The sequence below is a fragment of the Alicyclobacillus sp. ALC3 genome, from assembly GCF_028751195.1.
In the GTDB taxonomy this organism is placed as follows: Bacteria; Bacillota; Bacilli; order Alicyclobacillales; family Alicyclobacillaceae; genus Alicyclobacillus_L.
In genome coordinates this window covers 181,448-202,295 of sequence record NZ_CP066784.1, presented here as the reverse complement: position 1 = coordinate 202,295, position 20,848 = coordinate 181,448, and the positions used below count along the sequence as shown (strand labels likewise).

At 56.7% G+C, this 20,848-nt stretch carries 18 protein-coding genes; all 18 read left to right on the top strand.

Annotated features, from left to right (window positions below):
• Positions 1-9 precede the first annotated feature (9 nt).
• The 18 genes from infB (at position 10) to JC200_RS00845 (ending at position 20,757) form a co-directional block, all read left to right on the top strand.
• Positions 10-3,249, top strand: a complete 3,240-nt coding sequence (gene infB / locus JC200_RS00930) for a translation initiation factor IF-2 (protein WP_443111937.1) — start codon at positions 10-12, stop codon at positions 3,247-3,249.
• A 69-nt stretch (positions 3,250-3,318) separates the two neighbouring features.
• Positions 3,319-3,693 (top strand): 30S ribosome-binding factor RbfA, encoded by a 375-nt coding sequence (rbfA, locus tag JC200_RS00925; protein WP_274434311.1) that lies wholly within the window; start codon positions 3,319-3,321, stop codon positions 3,691-3,693.
• Positions 3,694-3,794: 101 nt separating this feature from the next.
• Positions 3,795-4,790, top strand: a complete 996-nt coding sequence (locus JC200_RS00920; RefSeq protein ID WP_274436655.1) for a DHH family phosphoesterase — start codon at positions 3,795-3,797, stop codon at positions 4,788-4,790.
• Positions 4,696-5,778: a tRNA pseudouridine(55) synthase TruB gene (truB, locus tag JC200_RS00915; RefSeq protein WP_274434310.1), complete on the top strand. Its 1,083-nt coding sequence runs from the start codon at positions 4,696-4,698 to the stop codon at positions 5,776-5,778. Before JC200_RS00920 ends, truB begins: the two co-directional genes overlap by 95 nt.
• A complete protein-coding gene (locus JC200_RS00910) occupies positions 5,778-6,713 on the top strand; it encodes a bifunctional riboflavin kinase/FAD synthetase (protein WP_274434309.1) in 936 nt (311 codons plus the stop codon). Before truB ends, JC200_RS00910 begins: the two co-directional genes overlap by 1 nt.
• 136 nt (positions 6,714-6,849) lie before the next feature.
• Complete coding sequence (gene rpsO, locus JC200_RS00905) at positions 6,850-7,116, top strand: 30S ribosomal protein S15 (protein ID WP_443111859.1); 267 nt, start codon at positions 6,850-6,852, stop codon at positions 7,114-7,116.
• A 237-nt stretch (positions 7,117-7,353) separates the two neighbouring features.
• A complete protein-coding gene (locus JC200_RS00900; RefSeq protein ID WP_274434308.1) occupies positions 7,354-9,606 on the top strand; it encodes a polyribonucleotide nucleotidyltransferase in 2,253 nt (750 codons plus the stop codon).
• Between the two features lie 139 nt (positions 9,607-9,745).
• Complete coding sequence (locus tag JC200_RS00895) at positions 9,746-10,723, top strand: polysaccharide deacetylase family protein (protein ID WP_274434307.1); 978 nt, start codon at positions 9,746-9,748, stop codon at positions 10,721-10,723.
• A gap of 95 nt (positions 10,724-10,818) precedes the next feature.
• Positions 10,819-12,072 carry a M16 family metallopeptidase gene (locus JC200_RS00890; protein ID WP_274434306.1) on the top strand — a complete coding sequence of 418 codons (1,254 nt, stop codon included), beginning with the start codon at positions 10,819-10,821 and terminating at the stop codon, positions 12,070-12,072.
• Positions 12,069-12,554 (top strand): dUTP diphosphatase, encoded by a 486-nt coding sequence (gene dut / locus JC200_RS00885; protein ID WP_274436653.1) that lies wholly within the window; start codon positions 12,069-12,071, stop codon positions 12,552-12,554. Before JC200_RS00890 ends, dut begins: the two co-directional genes overlap by 4 nt.
• A gap of 187 nt (positions 12,555-12,741) precedes the next feature.
• The gene (gene dpsA, locus JC200_RS00880) at positions 12,742-13,635 is read left to right on the top strand and encodes a dipicolinate synthase subunit DpsA (RefSeq protein WP_274434305.1); all 894 of its coding nucleotides are present in this window, start codon (positions 12,742-12,744) and stop codon (positions 13,633-13,635) included.
• Positions 13,636-13,638: 3 nt separating this feature from the next.
• Positions 13,639-14,241 carry a dipicolinate synthase subunit B gene (locus JC200_RS00875; RefSeq protein ID WP_274434304.1) on the top strand — a complete coding sequence of 201 codons (603 nt, stop codon included), beginning with the start codon at positions 13,639-13,641 and terminating at the stop codon, positions 14,239-14,241.
• A 33-nt stretch (positions 14,242-14,274) separates the two neighbouring features.
• Complete coding sequence (asd, locus tag JC200_RS00870; RefSeq protein WP_274434303.1) at positions 14,275-15,342, top strand: aspartate-semialdehyde dehydrogenase; 1,068 nt, start codon at positions 14,275-14,277, stop codon at positions 15,340-15,342.
• Positions 15,343-15,414: 72 nt separating this feature from the next.
• A complete protein-coding gene (dapG, locus tag JC200_RS00865) occupies positions 15,415-16,629 on the top strand; it encodes an aspartate kinase (protein ID WP_274434302.1) in 1,215 nt (404 codons plus the stop codon).
• Between the two features lie 124 nt (positions 16,630-16,753).
• Positions 16,754-17,650, top strand: coding sequence for a 4-hydroxy-tetrahydrodipicolinate synthase (dapA, locus tag JC200_RS00860; RefSeq protein WP_274434301.1), 897 nt, complete (start codon positions 16,754-16,756; stop codon positions 17,648-17,650).
• A 337-nt stretch (positions 17,651-17,987) separates the two neighbouring features.
• Positions 17,988-19,646: a ribonuclease J gene (locus JC200_RS00855; RefSeq protein WP_274434300.1), complete on the top strand. Its 1,659-nt coding sequence runs from the start codon at positions 17,988-17,990 to the stop codon at positions 19,644-19,646.
• Between the two features lie 185 nt (positions 19,647-19,831).
• Entirely contained in the window at positions 19,832-20,536 is a 705-nt protein-coding gene (locus JC200_RS00850; protein ID WP_274436652.1) for a ClpP family protease, read from the top strand.
• Positions 20,533-20,757 (top strand): YlzJ-like family protein, encoded by a 225-nt coding sequence (locus tag JC200_RS00845; RefSeq protein ID WP_274434299.1) that lies wholly within the window; start codon positions 20,533-20,535, stop codon positions 20,755-20,757. Before JC200_RS00850 ends, JC200_RS00845 begins: the two co-directional genes overlap by 4 nt.
• Positions 20,758-20,848: the final 91 nt, after the last annotated feature.

Genomic DNA, 20,848 nt, shown 5'->3' with positions numbered 1-20,848 from the left:
CAATTGAATATGTCGAGCAAGGAAATTATCACGATTTTGAATCGACTTGATGTCCCGGTGGCGAATCACATGAGCGTCATGGACGATTCGATGGTCAATAAAGTGGAACAGTTTTTTTCTGATGTCAAACAACGGGCGGCACAACGCCACGCGAGCGAGGTGGAACGTGAGTTGCGCGAAAAGCAGCGGCAACGGGAGCGTCAGGCTCGCTTGGCCAGACAAGAAGAGCAGCGGCAACAAGGTCAGACCCGGCAGACCGATACTAGGACCGGCAGTGGAAGTCCCCGCGTTGAAATGCGCCCGGGCGCAGCTCATGTTGGCGGGGTCGAGTCAGGACAAGGAAACACTTCTCCGCACATGGATGCCGGACACACAGCGCGCACTGAAGTTGCTCAAGCACCACGCGCAGACGGTGGACACACGCAACGTGCAGACGCTCCACAAATGCCACGTGAAGACGTAGCTCAAGTGCAGCGCACAGAGGTGGGGCAAACCGCGCATGCCGCACAGCAGGTGGAGCATAGCTCGGCCAACAAAGAGATGCAGTCGGCACGTCCAGCGACTGAAGGGACACCACGCCCGGTGGAAGGGTCAGCTCAGCAGAGTGCCGGCAGGCCTGCTCGTCCTGAGGGCGAGAGAGGCTCTTACGGTTCCCGCAATGACAATCGCGGACCGCGTCCCGTTGGCAGTACCGAACGTTCTTCGGAGGGATACGGAAATCGCGGCGGTCAGGGTGGCAACTACGGGAACCGCAGTGGTGGTGCTGGCCAAGGTGGTAGTTACGGGAACCGCAGTGGTGGTTCTAGCCAAGGCGGCGGCTACGGGAACCGCAGCGCTGGTGGCGGTCAAGGCGGCGGTCAAGGCGGCAACTACGGGAACCGCAGCGCTGGTGGCGGTCAAGGCGGCGGTCAAGGTGGTAACTACGGGAACCGCAGCGCAGGTGGCGCAGGTGGCAGTCAAGGCGGCAACTACGGGAACCGCAGTGCTGGCGGCGGTCAAGGCGGCAACTACGGGAACCGCAGCGCAGGTGGCGCAGGTGGCAGTCAAGGCGGGAGCTACGGGAACCGCAGCGGTGGCAGCGGTCAAGGCGGGAGCTACGGGAACCGCAGCGGTGGCGCCGGTCAAGGTGGTGGCTATGGGAACCGTAGTGGCGGCAGCGGTCAAGGCGGCGGTTTTGGGAACCGCAGTGGCGGCGGTCAAGGCAGTGGCTTCGGAGCCCGCAGCGGCGGCGGTCAAGGCAGCGGCTTTGGAGCTCGCAGCGGTGGCGGTCAAGGTGGCGGCTTCGGGAACCGCGGCGGCGCTGGAGCACGTCCGGCTGCGGCAGGGGCGGCTGGCGCCAAGCCCACGAGTACGGCTGCGCGCAACAAAGACCGCGGACGCGCCAAGCCAGATTATGATCGCAACCGCAAAGAAGAGTTTAACGAAAACAAATTGCGCGGCGGCCGCCGACGGGGTGGCCGTGGCGCAGTATCAAATGAAGTTCGCAAGATCGAATTGCCGAAAGAGGTTACCGTTGACGGACCGATGTCTGTGGGCGACTTCGCGAAACTGATTCGCCGCGAGCCTTCTGAGGTCATCAAGAAATTGCTTTTCCTTGGTATTATGGCGACGATTAACCAAGAGATTGAGACAGATGCAATGGAACTCATCGCTGGCGAGTATGGCGTGACGCTGACCGTGACACAACCGGTTGATGAGGAAGCCGTTGACATGCTCATCGAGGAAGAAGCGCCGGAAGTGTTGCAGTCTCGTCCGCCGGTTGTCACGATTATGGGTCACGTTGACCACGGGAAGACGACATTGCTTGACGCCATCCGTGAAAGCAAGGTTGTCGCAAGTGAGGCAGGCGGTATCACGCAGCACATTGGTGCCTACCAAGTGGATGTGGGCGACCGTCAGATCACGTTCCTTGACACGCCTGGTCACGAAGCGTTTACCACGATGCGGGCACGTGGTGCACAGGTCACAGATGTGACAATTTTAGTTGTTGCTGCTGATGATGGTGTGATGCCACAGACGGTGGAAGCCATTAACCATGCGAAGGCGGCGAACGTGCCGATTATTGTCGCAGTGAACAAAATCGACAAAGAGAACGCAAACCCTGACCGCGTTAAGCAGGAGTTGGTCGGTCATGGTTTAGTGCCGGAAGACTGGGGCGGCGACACCGTGTTTGCCCACATCTCGGCGCTGAAGCGGGAAGGCTTGGAAGAACTCTTGGAAATGGTTCTGCTCGTGGCTGACTTGCGCGAGTTGAAAGCGAACCCGATCGGCCGTCCACGTGGTACCGTGATTGAAGCCAGACTTGATAAGGGCCGCGGTCCTGTGGCAACAGTGTTGGTGCAAAACGGTACGCTCAAAGTCGGCGATGTTGTCGTTGCAGGCACCACGTATGGCCGGGTGCGCGCCATGATTGACGACCTCGGTAAGCGCGTGAAAGAGGCAGGCCCTTCGACACCGGTCGAGATCCAAGGCTTTGGTGATGTTCCGAGCGCTGGCGATTTGTTCGTCGTCTACGATGATGAGCGTGCAGCACGCAGCCTTGTTCAGAAACGGACAAACCGGGAAAAGGTTGAACAGCTTCAGGTTACCTCGCGCGTTACGCTTGATGACCTGTACAAACAGATTCAAGAGGGCAACATGAAGGAACTGAACGTGATTGTGAAAGCTGACGTTCAGGGGTCGGTTGAAGCGCTCGTACAGTCGATCGAGAAAATCGATGTATCTGGTGTGCGCGTCAAAGTCATCCACCGCGGCGCTGGGGCCATTACGGAGTCGGACGTTGCGCTCGCGTCGGCGTCGAACGCCGTGATCATCGGCTTTCACGTACGTCCGGATGTCAATGCGCAGCGGGCTGCGGAATCGGAGAAAGTGGACATTCGTTTGTACCGCGTGATCTACAACGCGATTGAGGAACTCGAGTCTGCTATGAAGGGTCTCCTCGATCCTGAATACAAAGAAGCGGTACTCGGTCACGCCGAGGTGCGTGAGGTGTTCAAGATTTCCCGTATTGGTACAGTCGCTGGCTGTTATGTCACGGATGGGAAAATGGTTCGCGATGCAGAGGCTCGTCTAGTTCGCGACGGTGTGGTTGTGTATGAAGGAGCCTTAGAGTCCTTGAAGCGGTTTAAGGACGACGCTCGCGAAGTGCAGACTGGCTTTGAATGCGGTGTGACCTTGGAACGCTTTACGGATGTCAAAGTCGGCGACGTTGTTGAGGTCTTTAAAATGGAGGCTGTCAAGGTACAATAATGACAGTTCGCTCAAACCTGTTTGCGTGAACGAAACGCGCAGTTTCAGCCGAGAACCGGGGGTGTTCAAATGGCGCGCATACGGACGGCTCGTGTGGCCGAACAGATGAAGAAGGAAATTGCGGATTTGATGCGCACCGGCGTGAAGGACCCGAGGATTGGCTTCGCAACCGTTACACGTGTCGAAGTGGCTGGTGACTTGCAGCATGCCAAGGTGTTCGTCAGCGTGTACGGTGACAGTACGGAAAAGGAGCAGACGCTTAAGGCTCTGGAGCGCGCGGTTGGATTTATCCGTGGCGAAGTGAGCCGGCGACTGCGCATGCGGGTGGCGCCGGAACTGGTTTTCCGTCTTGACGAGTCAAGCGAGTACAGTGCGCACATTGAGTCGGTTTTGCGCGAACTGCACGACCAAAGTGGCGCGCGCAGAGACGAGCCGCAAGAGTAATTGTCGACACGAGCCCCGTCCTGAATCTTTGGGGCGGGGCCGTGCTTCGTTTTGCCGATACATATGCAATGGAGTGGAACGAAAGGGGGATCACGTTCTTGATGTGGGAACCGGCACCGCGAGACCGCGCAGGTCTCGATGTGGTCACTGGCGCCCTTCAAAGCGCAGATGAGTGGCTGATTGTCACGCATGAAAATCCGGACGGAGATGCAATCGGGAGTTCTCTCGCCATCGCGCACATTCTCGAGGCACTGGGCAAACAGTGGGCGTTTTTAGTTAGTGAACCGTTGCCAAAGCGTTTTGATTACTTGCCAATGTTCGAACGCGCAGATGTCGTCACGGACCCGGTAACGAGGCGTTATAGCCACATCGTGGCTGTCGATTGCGCCGACCCAGCGCGTTTCCGGCTGGTCTCAGACGCGTTCGCCGACGGGGCGCAATTCGTAAATATCGACCACCACAAAACCAACCCTCACTACGGCTCCGCGGTGTGGGTGGATGCCGCAGCTGCAGCGACATGCGAACTGATTTATCACGTGGCCTGCGGTTTGTCCGTGCCGCTCGAGGTCGACCTCGCGAAGTGTCTGTACACAGGTATTCTCACAGACACAGGCGGTTTCGCCTATCCGAGCACCACCCGCGATGTGCACCAAATCGCTGCTGCTTTGCTTGCGTCAGGGGTGCGGCCATACGACATAGCGGAACCTGCGCTCCAGTCCCGGACCTGGGAGCAGGTGCATTTAATGCAGATGGCTCTGGCAAATCTGGCAGTTTCCGCAGATGGGCAGTACTCGGCACTCTACATCACGCGCGGTATGCTGGATGGAGCTGGAGCTGTTGACGATGATGCAGAAGGGCTTGTGGAGTTCGCGCGCAGCATTGACACGGTTGAAGTGGGGATGTTGTTCCGCGAGACCGTCGACGGGAAAGTGAAAGTTTCGCTTCGTTCCAAGTTCCGAGTGGATGTCTCCCACATCGCTCAGTCATTTGGCGGAGGTGGTCATGCGCGGGCCGCGGGCTGCGTTCTGCCAATGGACCTCGATGCCGCTATGGACGCAGTTGTGCAGCAAGTCGAAGTTGCACTTGCACAGGCTTGAAGCGATGACGAAATCCGGGGTGCTCATCGTAGACAAGCCGACAGGGATGACATCGCACGATGTCGTAGGCAGGGTCCGCCGGGTGTTGCAAACGCGCAGGGTTGGCCATGCAGGTACACTCGATCCCGATGCCACAGGCGTGCTCGTCGTCTGCGTCGGGGATGCGTGTCGCCTTGTGGAGTACCTGAGCGCCGACGACAAGGTGTACGAAGCGACGATTGTTTTCGGCGCATCGACAGATACGGATGACGCGGCCGGCCGGGTGCTTCGCGAGGCATCGGCAGAGAAACTGAGCCGGACCGATGTGGAGACGGCCGCGCAGCGTTTTATCGGCAAGTTGCAACAGCGTGTGCCGCGGGTCTCGGCTGTGCACATTGGCGGCCGCAGAGCGTACGAACTTGCGCGCGAAGGTGAGGATTTTGACGCGCCTGTACGCGAAGTCGTTGTCAGCGACATTGAGGTGTTGGGGTTTGTCGCGGGCGTCCGAGCCACTGCACAACTCAGGGTGGATTGCTCGAAGGGTACGTATATTCGCGCACTTTGCCGGGACCTTGGCGAAGCGCTTGACGTGCCCGCGCACCTCGGGGCGCTCCGACGCTTGCGGTCTGGGCGATTTACTGTCGAACAAGCTATGCCGCTTGATGTCTGGCAGAACACCGCAATGCCGGACTCTGCGCTGTTGCCGCTAGCCCTGGCTGCAGATGCGTTGCCGCAGATGCGTTTGCCTGATGCTTGGTGCGAGCGGTTGGCGATGGGGCAGACCGTGCGCATCCCGACCCGCTTCTGGCCTGGTGAAGGTGGGGAACGTGGCGAATCGCTGCCGCAAGAACAACGGACGACGGTTGCCGCCGGACCGATGGGAACACGCCTTACTGCCGCAGTGTTTTCGGAAACCACGAGTGAACTGGCAGCGGTGGCGGAGGTGGCGTGGCAGGTGCAGGAGTTGACTGTCGCCCCGAAAAAAGTGTTTTGGAAGAGGGAACAGTGATGGAACGGATTCCAGTGACGAGTGCCCCACCTCGGAGTAACGAGCCGTTAGTGCTGGCGATTGGCAAGTTTGACGGCGTACACATTGGCCATCAGGCGATTTTGCGCCACGCTCGCGAAGACTTGGGCCAAGCACGGCTTGCGGTCATGAGCTTTTGGCCGCACCCGGTCTATGCCCTGACTGGAAACGCAGCGTACACCCGACTTTTAACGCCTGGAGACGAGAAACTTCGCCAGTTGGAGCGCCAAGGTGTGGACCGCTTTTTTGACGTCCACTTTACGGCAGAGTATGCAGCAACACCTGCTGAAACCTTCGTTTACGAACACTTGGCACCGCTTCAACTGCAGCGGGTTGTGGTCGGGGAGGACTTCCGCTTCGGACAGGGTGGACGAGCGACCGTCGAAGATTTACAGCGGTTGTGCGGAGACCTTGGTGTTCCAGTCACCATCGTCGGTCCGGTCGAGGAGAACGGCGTAAAAGTCAGCAGTTCCCAGGTGCGACGTCACCTCGCTGCTGGCCGTGTCGAGGCTGCAGAAGCCTTGCTTGGACGGCCGTATGCGCTCGTGGGGAACGTCGTGCACGGCGACGCGCGGGGCAGACTGATTGGCTTTCCAACCGCAAATCTCGGCGGTCTCGAGAGCTTCGTGATGCCCCAAAACGGCGTTTACGCCGCGTCGATCGAGATGCAGTCGGAGGACGACACCCGTCACTGGTTCGGCGTTGTCAATGTGGGTACGCGGCCAACTGTGAACGGGCAGGATTTGCGAGTGGAAGCACACCTGTTTGGGTTCTCAGGGGACTTATACGGGCAACCTTTGCGTGTCTCGTTTCTGCGCCGTGTTCGGGATGAACAGAAGTTTGACGGTGTCGAAGCCCTCACAGCACAAATTGGCCACGACGTGGATTTTGTGAAACGGATGCTCGGTATGCTATAATGTCTATCGTCTCGCGAAACGAAGCCGTACACGTCCGTGTACAGCGCGAGACAATGAACTGTTGCGTGGATAGTCGTTCCCTCCAAACGCTTTCTCCGCACCAGGGATAGGCTTCGATGACAAGGAGGAACTCATCATGTTGACGAACGAGAAGAAGAAAGAGATTATGGAGAAATTCCAAGTGCACCCAACGGACACTGGTTCTCCAGAGGTGCAGATTGCCATCTTGACGGAGAAGATCAGCTACTTGACTGACCACTTCCGTGTTCACAAGAAGGACCATCACTCCCGCCGCGGCCTGTACAAGATGATCGGCCACCGCCGCAATCTGCTGAACTACCTGCGCAAGAAGGATGTCAACCGCTACCGCGAGCTGATTCAAACTCTGGGTCTGCGCCGGTAGTTTGGTGCATATCAACCGAGGACGGGTCGCCTTGGCCCGTTTGCGAATCGAAGCGGGCACTTGCCCGCTTTCTTTCGATCCCGCATGACGATAAGCCGAGGGCAGGAATCGACCTGGCAAAGCGAGAAATGCACATAGCGTACATACGGGTTGAACATGGAGCAACACCGCTGTCCGGTATCTTAGTACTGTGCACGCATCAGACAGCGGTCACGAGAAGGAGGATGTTGGACAAGTATGGTCAAACGACGTGAATTTGATGTCGCTGGCCGCAAGATGGTGCTCGAGACGGGGCGACTCGCCAAACAGGCGACTGGCGCTGTGCTCGTCTCCTACGGGGACACCACGGTACTTGCGACGGTGACGGCTTCCAATGAGCCAAAAGACCTTGATTTCTTTCCCCTCACGGTGAACTACGAAGAGCGCTACTACGCTGTTGGGAAGATTCCGGGTGGTTTTATTAAGCGTGAGGGTCGCCCAAGTGAAAAGGCGATTTTGGCTTCGCGACTGATCGACCGCCCAATTCGCCCACTCTTTCCGGAAGGTTTTCGCAACGACGTCCAAGTCGTAGACATCGTGATGTCTGTCGACCAAGACTGTGCACCCGAGATCACGGCGATGATTGGCACCTCGGCCGCTCTGACGATTTCGGACATTCCGTTTGCGGGTCCAATTGCAGGAGTCATCGTTGGTCGAGTCGACGGGCAACTGGTGATTAACCCGACTGTTGACCAAGCGGAGAAAAGCGACCTTCACCTGACCGTCGCGGGCACTAAAGACGCGATTGTGATGGTTGAGGCGGGAGCCAACGAGATCCCGGAATCGACCATCCTCGAAGGCATCCTTTACGGACATGAAACGATTCGTCAAATTATCGCGGAGATTGAAGCTTTCGCCGCGGAAGCTGGTGTGCCAAAGCGCGAGGTGAAGTTGCACGCAGTCGATGCGCAGTTGAATGAAGCCGTTCGCGGATACACGACAGAAGCGATTCGCACGGCGGTCCAGAATCCGGACAAACTGGCGCGCGAGGCGGCCATCGAGGCGGTTAACGCGGATGCGCAGGCACACTTTGCCGAAGCGTATCCGGAACAGGTGAAGGCTATTGGGGAAGTCCTGCATGACATTCTCAAGGAAGAAGTTCGCCTCGCCATTCTCGATGACGGCATCCGGCCGGACGGCCGAAAACTCGACGAGATTCGTCCGATTACGTGTGAAGTTGGGTTGCTGCCACGGGCACACGGGTCTGGTCTGTTTACGCGGGGCCAGACACAGGCGCTCTCCATCTGCACCCTCGGGGCGATGGGTGACGAGCAGATTTTGGACGGACTCGGCCTAGAAGAGTCGAATCGCTATATGCACCACTACAACTTCCCGCCGTTTAGCGTCGGTGAAGCACGGCCGTTGCGCGCTCCAAGCCGTCGCGACATTGGCCACGGAGCACTCGGTGAACGTGCGCTCGATCCTGTCATTCCAGGACCGGACGAGTTTCCGTACGCGATTCGCGTGGTTTCGGAAATCCTTGAGTCAAATGGTTCAACTTCTCAGGCGAGCATCTGCGGCAGCACAATGGCTTTGATGGATGCAGGTGTGCCGATTAAAGCACCGGTCGCGGGTGTTGCCATGGGCTTGGTGAAGGAAGGCGACAAAGTCGCCGTCCTGACGGACATCCAAGGCCTCGAAGACCACCTCGGCGATATGGACTTCAAGGTTGCAGGGACAGCTGCTGGTGTAACGGCAGTGCAAATGGACATCAAAATCGCGGGCATCGACCGCGAGGTACTGGAACGTGCGCTCCAGCAAGCGCACACGGGGCGGATGTTCATTCTCGGAAAAATGATGGAGGCCATTTCGTCACCCCGCATGGAATTGTCGAAGTTTGCGCCGCGCGTCATCACAATGCGCATCCACCCCGACAAAATCCGCGATGTAATTGGACCGGGCGGGCGCATTATCAACAAGATTATCGAAGAGACGGGTGTGAAGATCGACATCGAGCAAGATGGTCAAGTGTTCATTTCCGGCACTGAAGCCGAAGGAACAGCCCGCGCAAAGGAAATGATTGAGAACATCACCCGTGACGTGGAGGTCGGGAAAGTGTACCTCGGGAAGGTGACGCGCGTCGAGAAATACGGCGCATTTGTCGAGGTGCTTCCAGGTAAGGACGGGTTGGTGCACGTGTCTCAGGTCGATGAAAACAGGATCAATCGAGTGGAAGATGTGTGTGTGGTGGGTGACGAGGTCTTCGTTAAAGTCACCGAAATTGACGGTCAGGGGCGAGTCAACCTCTCCCGTAAAGACGCGCTCCAGGAAGTGGGTCCGGAACGCGCCACTGCAGAGGAGAAGCGCAACCCATTGCCAGCTTCGGCGCCGACGCCGTCTGCTGCACCGCGCGGCGGCCAGGGTGGAGGTTTCGCTGGACGTGGACCAGGTCGACCACAGGATCGGGGCCCGCGCCGGGAAGGACGCCCGCCACAGGACGCCAGGCGATAAAGCTTCGCCAAATGAATCAACGTTTCAGGTTGGGACAAGCCTTTGCACGGAACATCCTCTCCATTTGGGGAGGATTTTTTTATGACAGGGGTACGCTATGCAGGAAGATGAACTCTGAGACAGAGGGGGAAGTCATGGCATGTTCGACCTGTTTGTACGCGCCGTGCCAGCGCTAGTCATGTCCGCGCTGTGGCCGATTTCATTCCCTGCTTCCGTTCCAGCGACGTCACAAAGTCAACCTGCACGGGTAGCTGCAGATGCGTCTGATGCAAAGCTTGCAGAGGCGCTTGTGGCAGCAGCCGACACCTACGAGATGCAGCCGCTAAACGCCACCGTCGACCGCGTCTGGCACGCAGTCCCTGGTCTCTGTGGCTATTCGCTGGACCAGTCGGCAAGCGTGAAGGCTACTCGCAATGCCGCTGACGGTCGGTTGCATTTGGTGTGGCAGAGCGTACCTGCGGACCGTCGGTTGGCGCAGTTGCCGCCTGAGCCGATCTACAGGGGGCCTGAGGCAGAACGGTCCGTTGCCCTGATGTTTAATGTTTCTTGGGGAGAAGAGTACGTACCCTCAGTGTTGCAGACGTTGCGCGAGAAGCAGGTTCCAGTTACCTTCTTTCTAGACGGAGCATGGGTGCGCAAGCACCCGAAACTAGCTCAGGAGTTAGGTCAATCTGGAGCCGCAATCGGCAGTCATGGCAGTGGGCATCCGGATTTTCGTAAACTTTCTAACGAACAGATTCAAAGTCAGGTACAAGGAACAAATCACATTATCGAGCAGACTCTGCACCGCCGCGTTGATTTGCTCGCTCCCCCAGCGGGTTCATACGACGATCGAACCGTGCGGATTGCTCGCGCAGCCGGTATGTACACGGTGTTGTGGTCTGACGACTCAGTAGATTGGATGAGACCTTCACCTGACCGCATTGTGACGCGAGTTGTCCGCAACGCTCATCCGGGAGCACTGGTGTTGATGCATCCCACTGCGCCGACGGCAGAGGCATTGCCGCAGTTGATCGACCGACTGCGCGCGGCGGGATATCAGTTTAAGACGGTCGAGGCGGTCGTGGCCGAGCAGCGCATATCGCCGCCGCCGGCCGTGTTGAGTGGCCACGCGTAGTTTTGTTATAGTAGAAGATGTTGAAGCTGCCCCAGGAAGGGCGCAGTCGTTCGGTCGAAACACCACCAGACCGGAAGAGAGAGGAGTGGCTGACCATGGCCTACCGCGTGCAATTGCCGAACGGAGTTCGCGTGGTTGGAGAGGAAATTCCGACGATCCGCTCGGTCAGTATCGGCGTGTGGATTGGCACAGGGTCACGTTATGAAACCCTTGAGAACAACGGTATCAGCCACTTTTTAGAGCACATGTTTTTTAAGGGAACGCGCCGCTACTCAGCACGTGAACTAGCGTCTGTGTTCGATGGCATCGGCGGGCAGGTCAACGCGTTCACATCGAAAGAGTACACGTGTTACTACGCGAAGGTTCTCGATGAGCATTTTCCTCTTGCCCTTGACACACTGGCTGATATGCTGTTTCACTCCCAGTTTGCACCGGAAGAGATGGAGAAAGAGAAAAAAGTTGTGATTGAAGAAATTCGCATGGGTGAGGACGAGCCGGACGAATTGGTCATGGATGTTCTGACGGAAAATGTCTACTTCGGTCACCCGCTTGGATACACGATTTTGGGTCTCGAAGACAATCTGCGCCGTTTCACGCAGGGCGACATCTTACGTTATATCGGTGATCGTTACAGTTCGCAAAACATTGTCGTGGCGATTGCTGGGAACATTTCGCAAGCTGCCGCAGTCGCGGAAGTCGATCGGCTGTTCGCGGCAGCCGACAATCGCTTCACGAAGGACATGCACAATGTGACGCCGCCTGTGTTTCAGGCACAGTCAAGTTTTCGTAAGAAGGATACGGAACAGGTCCACCTAGTCCTTGCAACCCCGGGAATTCCAGCGGGTGATTTGGATTTGTACCCGCTGATTTTGATCAACAACGCACTTGGGAGCTCACCGAGTTCGCGGTTGTTTCAGGAGATTCGCGAGGAACGTGGTCTGGCTTACTCCGTGTTCTCGTTTCACTCCGCGTACCGCGACTGTGGCATGTTCGGTGTCTATGCTGGTACTTCTCCGGAACAAGGCGGAGAGGTTGCCGCCCTTATTCGACAGACATGTGCAGACATTGCTGCGCACGGTCTGACTGAAGAAGAACTGCAAAAAGGTAAAGACCAAGTCAAAGGATCGATGATGCTCAGTCTCGAGAGCAGCAGCAGTCGAATGAGTCGGTTGGGGAAAAACGAGTTGTTGCTTGGCCGCGAGGTGACGCTTGATGAGTCGCTCGAAAAAATCAACCAGGTGACTCCCGAAGACATCACCAGGGTCGCCGGGAGAGTGCTGAGCCAACCGTTTGCGACCGCCGCTGTTGGACCCGTGCAAGAGGAGGAATTTGCTCGTTGGACGTCGTGAACGGCCGTCCTGACCAACTTCATGTCAACTATGTGCCTGTTTCACCATTGTTTCACTCCTATTACGAGCCGACGTACGCGTCTGAAGGAGCGGCTGGCATGGACCTACATGCCTGCATCGAAGCGCCGCTTTCCATTGAGCCAGGCAAGCGGGTGCGGGTGCCGACAGGCATTGCGCTGCAGTGGCACGACGCCGCTGTCGTCGCGCTTGTCTACGCGAGAAGTGGACTGGCTTGGCGGTTTGGGATTGGCCTTCCAAACGGCGTCGGTGTCATTGACAGCGACTATACGGGCGAACTGCAGGTGCTGCTGGCGAACTTCGGTGATGACGTCTTTACAATTCAACCGGGAGACCGCATTGCGCAGGTAGTGTTTACCCCCGTCTACCGAGCTCAGTTGGCGAGAGCAGCAGAACTGAGGGAGACGTCGCGTGGGACGGGCGGTTTCGGCTCGACGGGAGTGGCAGCAACAAAGCTCGAGTAACATCCGCGAAGGTCGACAACACCGTATTTACTTGCGTTCTGACCAAGGCGTGTCCGTGTGTATGCAGTCTATACGCGGACACGCCTTTTTGTGTTGGCTGACACCGCTTAGAAGAGTGGGCGCGCACCCACCTGGCACCAGGCACATATGCTACAGCACACTGGCTGGAGAAAGGGGTCTGGCTGCCATGCTAACGGGTCGCAAACTCCTGTTTGTTGGAGGTGACGCGCGGATGGTCGAAGTCATCGCGCAAGCGACCGAACTCGACGCCAGCGCGACGCTTGTGGGCTTTGACCGGTTGAATCGGACGTTTACGGACACTGCAACTGCGCCATTATCTGTGACTGTGTTCAAAGATGTGGACGCGGTGGTGCTGCCAATCGCCGGCACAGATCACTCGGGCCGAGTCGACAGTCAGTTCTGTGACGCCCCGCTCACTCTCACAGAGGCTCACTTTGCAGCAATGCGCGCGGGAAGTATGGTGTTTTCCGGCATTGCGGGACCATGGTTGAGACAGGTCTGCGAGACACATCACTTACGTCTGGTGCGACTCATGGAACTTGATGAAGTTGCCATTCTCAACTCTATTCCGACGGCGGAAGGAGCGGTGGCGCTGGCGATGGAGCACACCTCCATCACACTGCACGGCTCCAAGTCCGTAGTTCTCGGCTTCGGACGGTGTGGACAGACACTGGCGCGGACTCTGCTTGCCCTCGGAGCGCATGTGCGGGTTGTTGCGCGAGATTCAGCACACCGAGCGCGCGTTCGGGAGATGGCTGCTGTGGCGTACACTTTGACCGACCTTAGAACGGCAGTCGCAGATGCCGATGTTGTGTTTAACACGATACCGCACCCCATTCTGACTGCCGAAGTCCTCAGCGGGATGAACCGCGGTGTTGTCATTATCGACATCGCATCAAAACCTGGCGGGACGGACTTTCGCTACACGGAGCGACATGGGATGACGGCGTTGCTCGCGCCAAGCCTGCCTGGACTTGTCGCGCCGCGAACGGCAGGCCGGATTATCGCAGACTCGCTGTGTCGCATTCTCGCACAGGGTTTTACGGATGGGGAGGAATAAGCTGTGGAACTAGCCGGAAAAACTATAGGCTACGCTATCACTGGGTCACACTGTACCTATGAAGAAGTCGCTCCGACCATTTCGAGACTCGTTGAACTTGGAGTACAAGTGGTGCCCATTTTGTCAAACACAGTGATGCAAGTGAGTACTCGATTTGGCGAAGCAGGCGAGTGGGCGCAGAAGTTCGAGGAGTTGGCAGGAAGCCCTGCGATCACCACGATTCCAGAGGCGGAGCCGTTGGGCCCCTCCAAACGTCTCGACTGTTTGGTAATTGCGCCTTGCACGGGCAACTCGCTCAGCCGGCTTGCAAATGCAGTAACGGATTCACCCGTCTTGATGGCGGCAAAATCTACAATGCGCAACGACCGTCCGGTGGTACTCGGGGTCTCGACGAATGATGGACTGGGGCTTAACCTGTATAACATCGCAAAATTAATCAATATGAAAAATATTTTCTTTGTTCCATTTGGGCAGGACGCTCCTCATGTTAAAATGAATTCATTAGTTTCGGCGATGAATTTGATCCCGGAGACGTGTGCGGCTGCGCTCGAGAAGCGCCAGTTGCAGCCAGTGCTGATTGAGCGCTGGCGGGACCCACGGGCGTAATTCCGGGCGAAAAGACAAAGGAGTGGACTACCTGTGACTCGTTTGAAGGCAGCCATTGTCGGCGCAACAGGGATGGCGGGGCAACAGTTTGTTCTGGCACTCTCCAACCATCCACAGTTTGAAGTCGTACAAATGGTGACTTCGAGAGATAAACGGACGTACAAAGAGGCGCTCCAGGAGACAGATGGTTCCTCCCGATGGTCGCTGGGCGCTGATTTGCCTGATGATATGAAGGATGTACCAGTGGTGTCTTCTGAACGCTTTGAGCCAGGCAGTGTGGATGTCATTTTTACGGCTGTCGAATCTGATCTGGCGCTTGAACTTGAGCCAAAATACGGTGCGGTTCGCCCGACGTTCTCGACTGCGAGCGCATTCCGGTACGAATCGGATACACCACTGATTGTTCCAGGAGTCAACGACCATCATGCGGCGCTAGTAAAAAGACAACAGGCGGCCCGAAACTGGAAGGGCTTTGTGTTGCCAATTCCGAACTGCACGACAACGGGTCTAGCCATTACACTGCAGCCGCTCTACCAACACTTCCAAGTGAATCGCGTACTGATGGTATCGATGCAGGCGGTGAGCGGAGCAGGAAGGAGTCCTGGCGTCCGCACCCTCGACAGCCTCGACAATATCATCCCGTTCATCCCGAAGGAAGAGGAAAAGGTGCGTCGAGAGGTCATGAAGATTCTCGGTACACAGACGGATGACGGAATCGAGCCCGCATCTATCGACATCAACTGCATCTGCACGCGAGCGGCTGTGCTCGATGGCCATACGGAGGCAGTTTTTGCTGGTTTTTCGGAGTCGGTTTCAGTTGCTGAGGTAAAGCGCGTGTTTCGCGAACACAATCCAGTGCGAGGTCGCAATCTTCACTCCGCGCCGGATGAGTGGATTCACGTCTTTGATGACCCGTTCCGTCCGCAAGTGCGCCTTGACCGGGACCGTGGTGACGGGATGACTACGTCAGTGGGTCGCATTGAGGAGGAGCCTATCCTTGGCGGTGTTAAGTACGTGCTTGTCTCCCACAACACAAAGATGGGTGCGGGCAAGGGCGCGGTGTTGCTTGCCGAGTGTGCGCTTGAGCAAGGGCTCATTTAACAGGTCCAAGAGAAGCGCGACCACTGTGCAGGGAGCGGCCGTTGCAGTGGAACTGCGGAAGGGGGTTCGTGCGTGAAGATTCTGGTGCAGAAGTTTGGCGGAACATCTGTCGCGACCCTAGAGTCGCGGCTCAAGGCCGCTGAACATATAGAAGATGCTTTGGCGAAAGACTACCGAGTTGTCGTGGTTGTGTCCGCCATGGGGCGTCGCGGAGAACCGTACGCAACCGACTCTCTGCTCTCTATACTCGATGGACTCAGCGCTGTCAACGCGCGTGACCTAGATATCTTGATGTCGTGTGGTGAGGCCATCTCATCGGTCGTATTCGCCGCTATGTTGCGGTCCCGCGGTCATCAAGCCACCGTGATGAGCGGTGGGCAAGCCGGTATTGTCACAAACGACCAACATGGGAATGCGCGCATTCTAGAAATTCGACCGAAGCGAATCCTCGAAGCGTTGCGTGAGGGGCAGATTGTCGTTGTCATGGGGTTCCAAGGCGCGACGTCTGACGGGGATGTGACAACCCTCGGTCGTGGCGGCAGCGACACGACTGCAACCGCGCTAGGCGTGGCGTTAAACGCTGACTATGTGGATATCTTTACGGACGTCGAGGGCATCATGACAGCGGACCCTCGCATTGTCACAGACGCGCGCATGATCCACAGGGTGACATATACCGAGATCTGCAATTTGGCTTATCAGGGTGCAAAAGTGATCCACCCTCGTGCTGTCGAAATTGCTATGCAGAAAAACATCCCGATTCGTGTGCGGAGCACGCACTCCAAGGATGAGGGCACGCTTGTCACGAACGCGTGGTCTGTGCTCGAGAGTAGTGTCCTGCAAGACCGCTACGTAACGGGAGTTACGCAAGCCTCGAATATCACGCAAATTCAGGTGGAAGGGCCTGAAGTCGCCAAAGCGAACATTTTTGAGTGGATGGCGGCGCGTGGCATCAGTGTAGATTTCATTTCGGTATCGCTGGACCGGGTGGCGTATACGGTGGCGGATGCAGACGCGGCGCGCGCCGTGGAGACACTCAAGGAACACGGGTTTGAACCGAGTGTGTTACCTGAGTGCGCAAAAGTCTCTGTCGTTGGGACCTATACTGGTATGCCAGGTATCATGGCTCGCATTGTCGACGCCCTGTCGCGCGAAGGCATCGGTATTCTGCAGTCAGCGGACTCGCACAACACGATTTGGTGCCTGGTGCGCCGCTCGCAGATGGAAGCTGCCGTACGGGCGCTGCACGCAAAGTTTGAACTCGGGGAGTCCGTCGTGCAAGTCTAAAGTCGAATGACGACAGCTTTTCCTGTCGGGGGCTGTTAGGACAAAGTTTACATGACAGACGCTGTAACAATCTATCAGAGGGTAGCCGGAGGTAGCGCCGTCGCTGCCGGGCGGAGGTGGCAAGATGGACCTTGGGAGGTTAGTTACCGCGCTCATTACACCATTTGCGGAAGATGGGCAGGTAGATGAACCGGGCATCGATGTGTTGGTGAATCACTGTATTGACACGGGTACAACGGGGATTGTGGCATGCGGAACGACGGGAGAGTCGCCAACACTCTCACACGAGGAGAAACTGCGTGTCTTTGCCCGAACTTTACAGGCGACCGACGGGCGCATCCCTGTACTCGCAGGAACGAGCAGTAACGACACACGCGCATCAATCGAGCTGTCGAAGGAAGCCGAAGCGATGGGCGTGAACGGACTTTTGCTCGTGGCACCGTATTACAATAAGCCCACTCAAGATGGTTTGTATGCACATTTCTCGGCCATCGCGAATGCAGTTTCAATCCCGGTGATGTTGTACAACATCCCAGGTCGATGTGGAGTGAATATCGAGCCGTCGACGATTTTGCGGCTGGCCAACTCCGTTCCGAACATCGTTGCGGTCAAAGAAGCAAGTGGTGACATTACGCAAATTGGACGCATTGCCGCCGATAAACCTGATGACTTCCTGCTCTACAGCGGCGATGACAAAATGACGTTGCCAGTACTGGCGTTAGGTGGCACCGGTGTCGTCAGCGTTGCATCGCATGTAGTGGGTCAAGAGATGCAGGCGATGATTACAGCCTTTATGGACGGTCGCATCCAGGAAGCAGCGGATTGGAACGGTCGCTTGTTGCCGGTCTTCGAAGGCTTGTTCCAAGTGTCGAACCCTGCGCCGCTGAAAGCTGCCTTGAAGTTGTTGAACTTGCCAGCAGGGGATGTTCGTTTGCCGCTCATCAGCGCGCCGAATCAAGTGCTGCGGTCGCTGTCGATCGAACTTGAACGCCTTGGCAAGCTTGAGCAAGCTCATGTGTAACTGAGTTAAAACCGAACTTCCGAAACCGGACGGGGAACCGTCCGGTTTTTTGCGTCTTCCCGCCAAGTTGTGTTCGCTGAGCCGCAACGGTATAATATCGCTAAGTGACTGGTGCGGCTTTGGTTTTCAAAGAACGAACATCATCACTCATCTGTATGAGACTCGTTGCGAACTTATGTGACTTGCCGGAGCGGAGACGGTAGGCGCTGTAGGTTAGGTCGGTGTGGGTTGTGATGACACCGTAGTGCCGAGTTTCGGAGGTATGTGTGGACTAAACGGGTGAAGTGTGCCCGGATTTTGTCTTGCAAGAGGGAATGATAACGACGGAGGTGCCGACTTGGCAAAGAGCAAAAACAGACTGTCCGTAATCCCACTCGGGGGCTGCGGAGAGATTGGGAAAAACATGTACGCGTACATGTACGGAAATGACATTATTGTTGTGGATGCGGGTGTGAAGTTCCCGGAAGAGGACATGCTTGGAATTGATGCAGTGATTCCAGACATTACGTTCCTCACAGATAACCGCGAGAAAGTACGTGGGATTTTTCTGACGCATGGACACGAAGACCACATCGGCGGACTGCCCTATGTGCTGAAATCTCTGAATGTCCCAGTGTATGGGACAAGGCTGACACTGGGTCTCGTAGAAAACAAACTCCGTGAACACGGGTTGCTCGATAGCGCAAAACTCAACCGCATCGACGGCAACAGTAAAATCAAGGCCGGCGTATTTGACGTTTCGTTCTTTTATCTGACGCACAGTATTCCAGATACAGGTGGTTTTGCGATTCGGACCCCGGAAGGACTAGTCATTCACACGGGGGACTTCAAAATTGATCAGACCCCCGTTGACGGGCGCCCGGCTGAACTGAACAAGTTGGCTGCGTACGGTGACGAAGGCGTGATGATGCTTGTGGCCGACAGCACCAATGCAGAGCGGCCAGGCTTTACGCCATCAGAGCGCACTGTCGGTAAGGCGATTGATGAGATTCTCAGCACCGCACCAGGACGCGTTATTTTGGCGACGTTTGCCTCGAACATCCACCGCGTGCAACAGGTTATCTATGCGGCTGAAAAATTTGGCCGCAAGGTGTCTATTGTCGGCCGCAGTATGGTGAACAACATCACGATTGCGACACAACTCGGGTATCTTCAGGTGCAACCTAATACGCTGGTTGACATTGACGACATCGGCAAGATGGAACCGACCAAACTCGTCATCCTGTCGACTGGAAGCCAGGGAGAACCGATGTCGGCTTTGACCCGGATGGCGCGCTCTGCACACAGGAAGGTCGAAATTTTGCCCGGTGACACGGTGATTCTCGCGAGTAACCCGATTCCTGGCAACGAAAAGTATGTCTTTCGCACGGTTGACCAGTTGTTCCGAGTCGGTGCGAACGTGATTTACCGAGGCGTTCACGTCTCAGGTCACGGCAGTCAGGAAGAACTAAAGCTGATGCTGTCTCTGACCAAACCGAAGTACTTCCTGCCTGTGCACGGTGAGTTTCGCATGCAGCGCATTCACAGTGAACTTGCGGAGGCGACGGGAGTCAAGCCGGAAGACGTCTTTATTCTCGACAACGGCGATGTAGTCGAGGTAGATAATGGAGTTGCGCGGCTAGGAGCTAAGATTCCGTCTGGTACGGTGATGATCGATGGCCTTGGTGTCGGGGACGTCGGCAACATTGTGCTTCGGGATCGCAAGTTGTTGTCTCAAGATGGAATTTTAGTGGTGGTCGTCACACTTTCGAAGACAAGTGGCGTGATTATGTCTGGACCGGATATCATCTCGCGCGGTTTCGTCTACGTCCGGGAGTCCGAAGCGCTGCTAGACGAAGCGAATAAACTCGTCGAAACGACGTTGACGAAAATGGTGTCGGATAACATCAATGAGTGGTCGTCGCTGAAGACAGCTGTGCGGGACGCTCTTGGCAGGTTCCTGTTTGAGCAGACGCGGCGGCGCCCGATGATTCTGCCCATCATCATGGAAGCCTGATTGCTGAAGGTCGATGCCTGATTGCTGTACCTGAACCAAAGTCTGAACAAGCGGCTCTCTCATGGGCCGCTTTTGTATGCCAACTCCACCTACACCTCATACTACAGGCAGAAGGGAGTGTGGGTACACTGGCAGGGGATACACAGGCGCGTCGGGTCAGGTCAGTACAGGAAGAACCGGGCGCTGTGCCGGGCGGAGAATCCGTGGGTGTGGTGGCAAGCGTGGAAGCGCTCGGACAAACCGCTCCGGTGCAGGCGGACGAGTCGAACATCTATTGTCTATCGATCATCGGTCAAGTGGAAGGGCACATTGTATTGCCGCCGCAGAACAAAACAACGAAGTACGAGCACCTGATCCCGCAGTTGGTCGCGATTGAACAGAACGATAAAATTGAAGGGCTGCTACTCATCTTAAACACGGTTGGTGGAGATGTTGAGGCGGGACTTGCCATTGCGGAAATGGTGGCCAGTTTAAACAAACCCACCGTGTCTTTAGTGCTCGGCGGTGGACACTCGATCGGCGTTCCGATTGCCGTGAGTGCCGACTACTCCTTCATTGCTGAGACGGCTTCGATGACGATTCATCCGATTCGATTGACCGGTATGGTGATTGGCGTGCCACAGTCGTTTGAGTACATGGAGAAAATGCAAGAGCGGGTGACGCGTTTTGTTGTGGCGCACTCTGCCGTCAGCGAGTCTGTGTTTCGCGAACTGATGTTGAACACTGGGGAAATGGCCCGGGATATCGGCACCACAGTAGTTGGCCGAGATGCCGTGCGTTACGGGTTAATTCACGAAGTTGGCGGCGTTGGCAGAGCCATTGAAAAGTTGAACGAGCTCATTGCAGCGCGGAGCGCATACGCGAATCTACAAGGAGGCGTGCCCCAGTGAGTCTGATTTGGACTGTCCTTTGCGAGGACGAAGTGTTTGCCGGGTTTGGCGCCGCCGTAACGCCGCCACAGTTGTTGGAGCAAGGGGGAGTCTCGATGCTCGTTACGCCGCTTGGCGACGGAACCGGTCGCATCGAGCGGGTCCTGAGCGCCAGACCGGCAGATTTCCTGCGCGCTGACTGCCAACCGGGGATGCGTGTACGGCTGCCAATGCCGGAGTAGATTTGCGGCAGGACATTGAGATGTCTGACGCGAATCAGTAATACGGAGGCATTCGGCCATGGGACCCCGTCCCGCCGGCTTCCAGTTCAGT

Bases quoted from the DNA above. Each gene is read 5' to 3' on its own strand.
- dapA (WP_274434301.1), top strand. From the start codon at position 16,754: ATGGACCTTGGGAGGTTAGTTACCGCGCTCATTACACCATTTGCGGAA.
- truB (WP_274434310.1), top strand. From the start codon at position 4,696: ATGCGCGGGCCGCGGGCTGCGTTCTGCCAATGGACCTCGATGCCGCTA.
- dpsA (WP_274434305.1), top strand. From the start codon at position 12,742: ATGCTAACGGGTCGCAAACTCCTGTTTGTTGGAGGTGACGCGCGGATG.
- JC200_RS00910 (WP_274434309.1), top strand. From the start codon at position 5,778: ATGGAACGGATTCCAGTGACGAGTGCCCCACCTCGGAGTAACGAGCCG.
- JC200_RS00890 (WP_274434306.1), top strand. From the start codon at position 10,819: ATGGCCTACCGCGTGCAATTGCCGAACGGAGTTCGCGTGGTTGGAGAG.
- JC200_RS00920 (WP_274436655.1), top strand. From the start codon at position 3,795: ATGTGGGAACCGGCACCGCGAGACCGCGCAGGTCTCGATGTGGTCACT.
- infB (WP_443111937.1), top strand. From the start codon at position 10: ATGTCGAGCAAGGAAATTATCACGATTTTGAATCGACTTGATGTCCCG.
- JC200_RS00895 (WP_274434307.1), top strand. From the start codon at position 9,746: ATGTTCGACCTGTTTGTACGCGCCGTGCCAGCGCTAGTCATGTCCGCG.
- rpsO (WP_443111859.1), top strand. From the start codon at position 6,850: ATGTTGACGAACGAGAAGAAGAAAGAGATTATGGAGAAATTCCAAGTG.
- rbfA (WP_274434311.1), top strand. From the start codon at position 3,319: ATGGCGCGCATACGGACGGCTCGTGTGGCCGAACAGATGAAGAAGGAA.
- JC200_RS00900 (WP_274434308.1), top strand. From the start codon at position 7,354: ATGGTCAAACGACGTGAATTTGATGTCGCTGGCCGCAAGATGGTGCTC.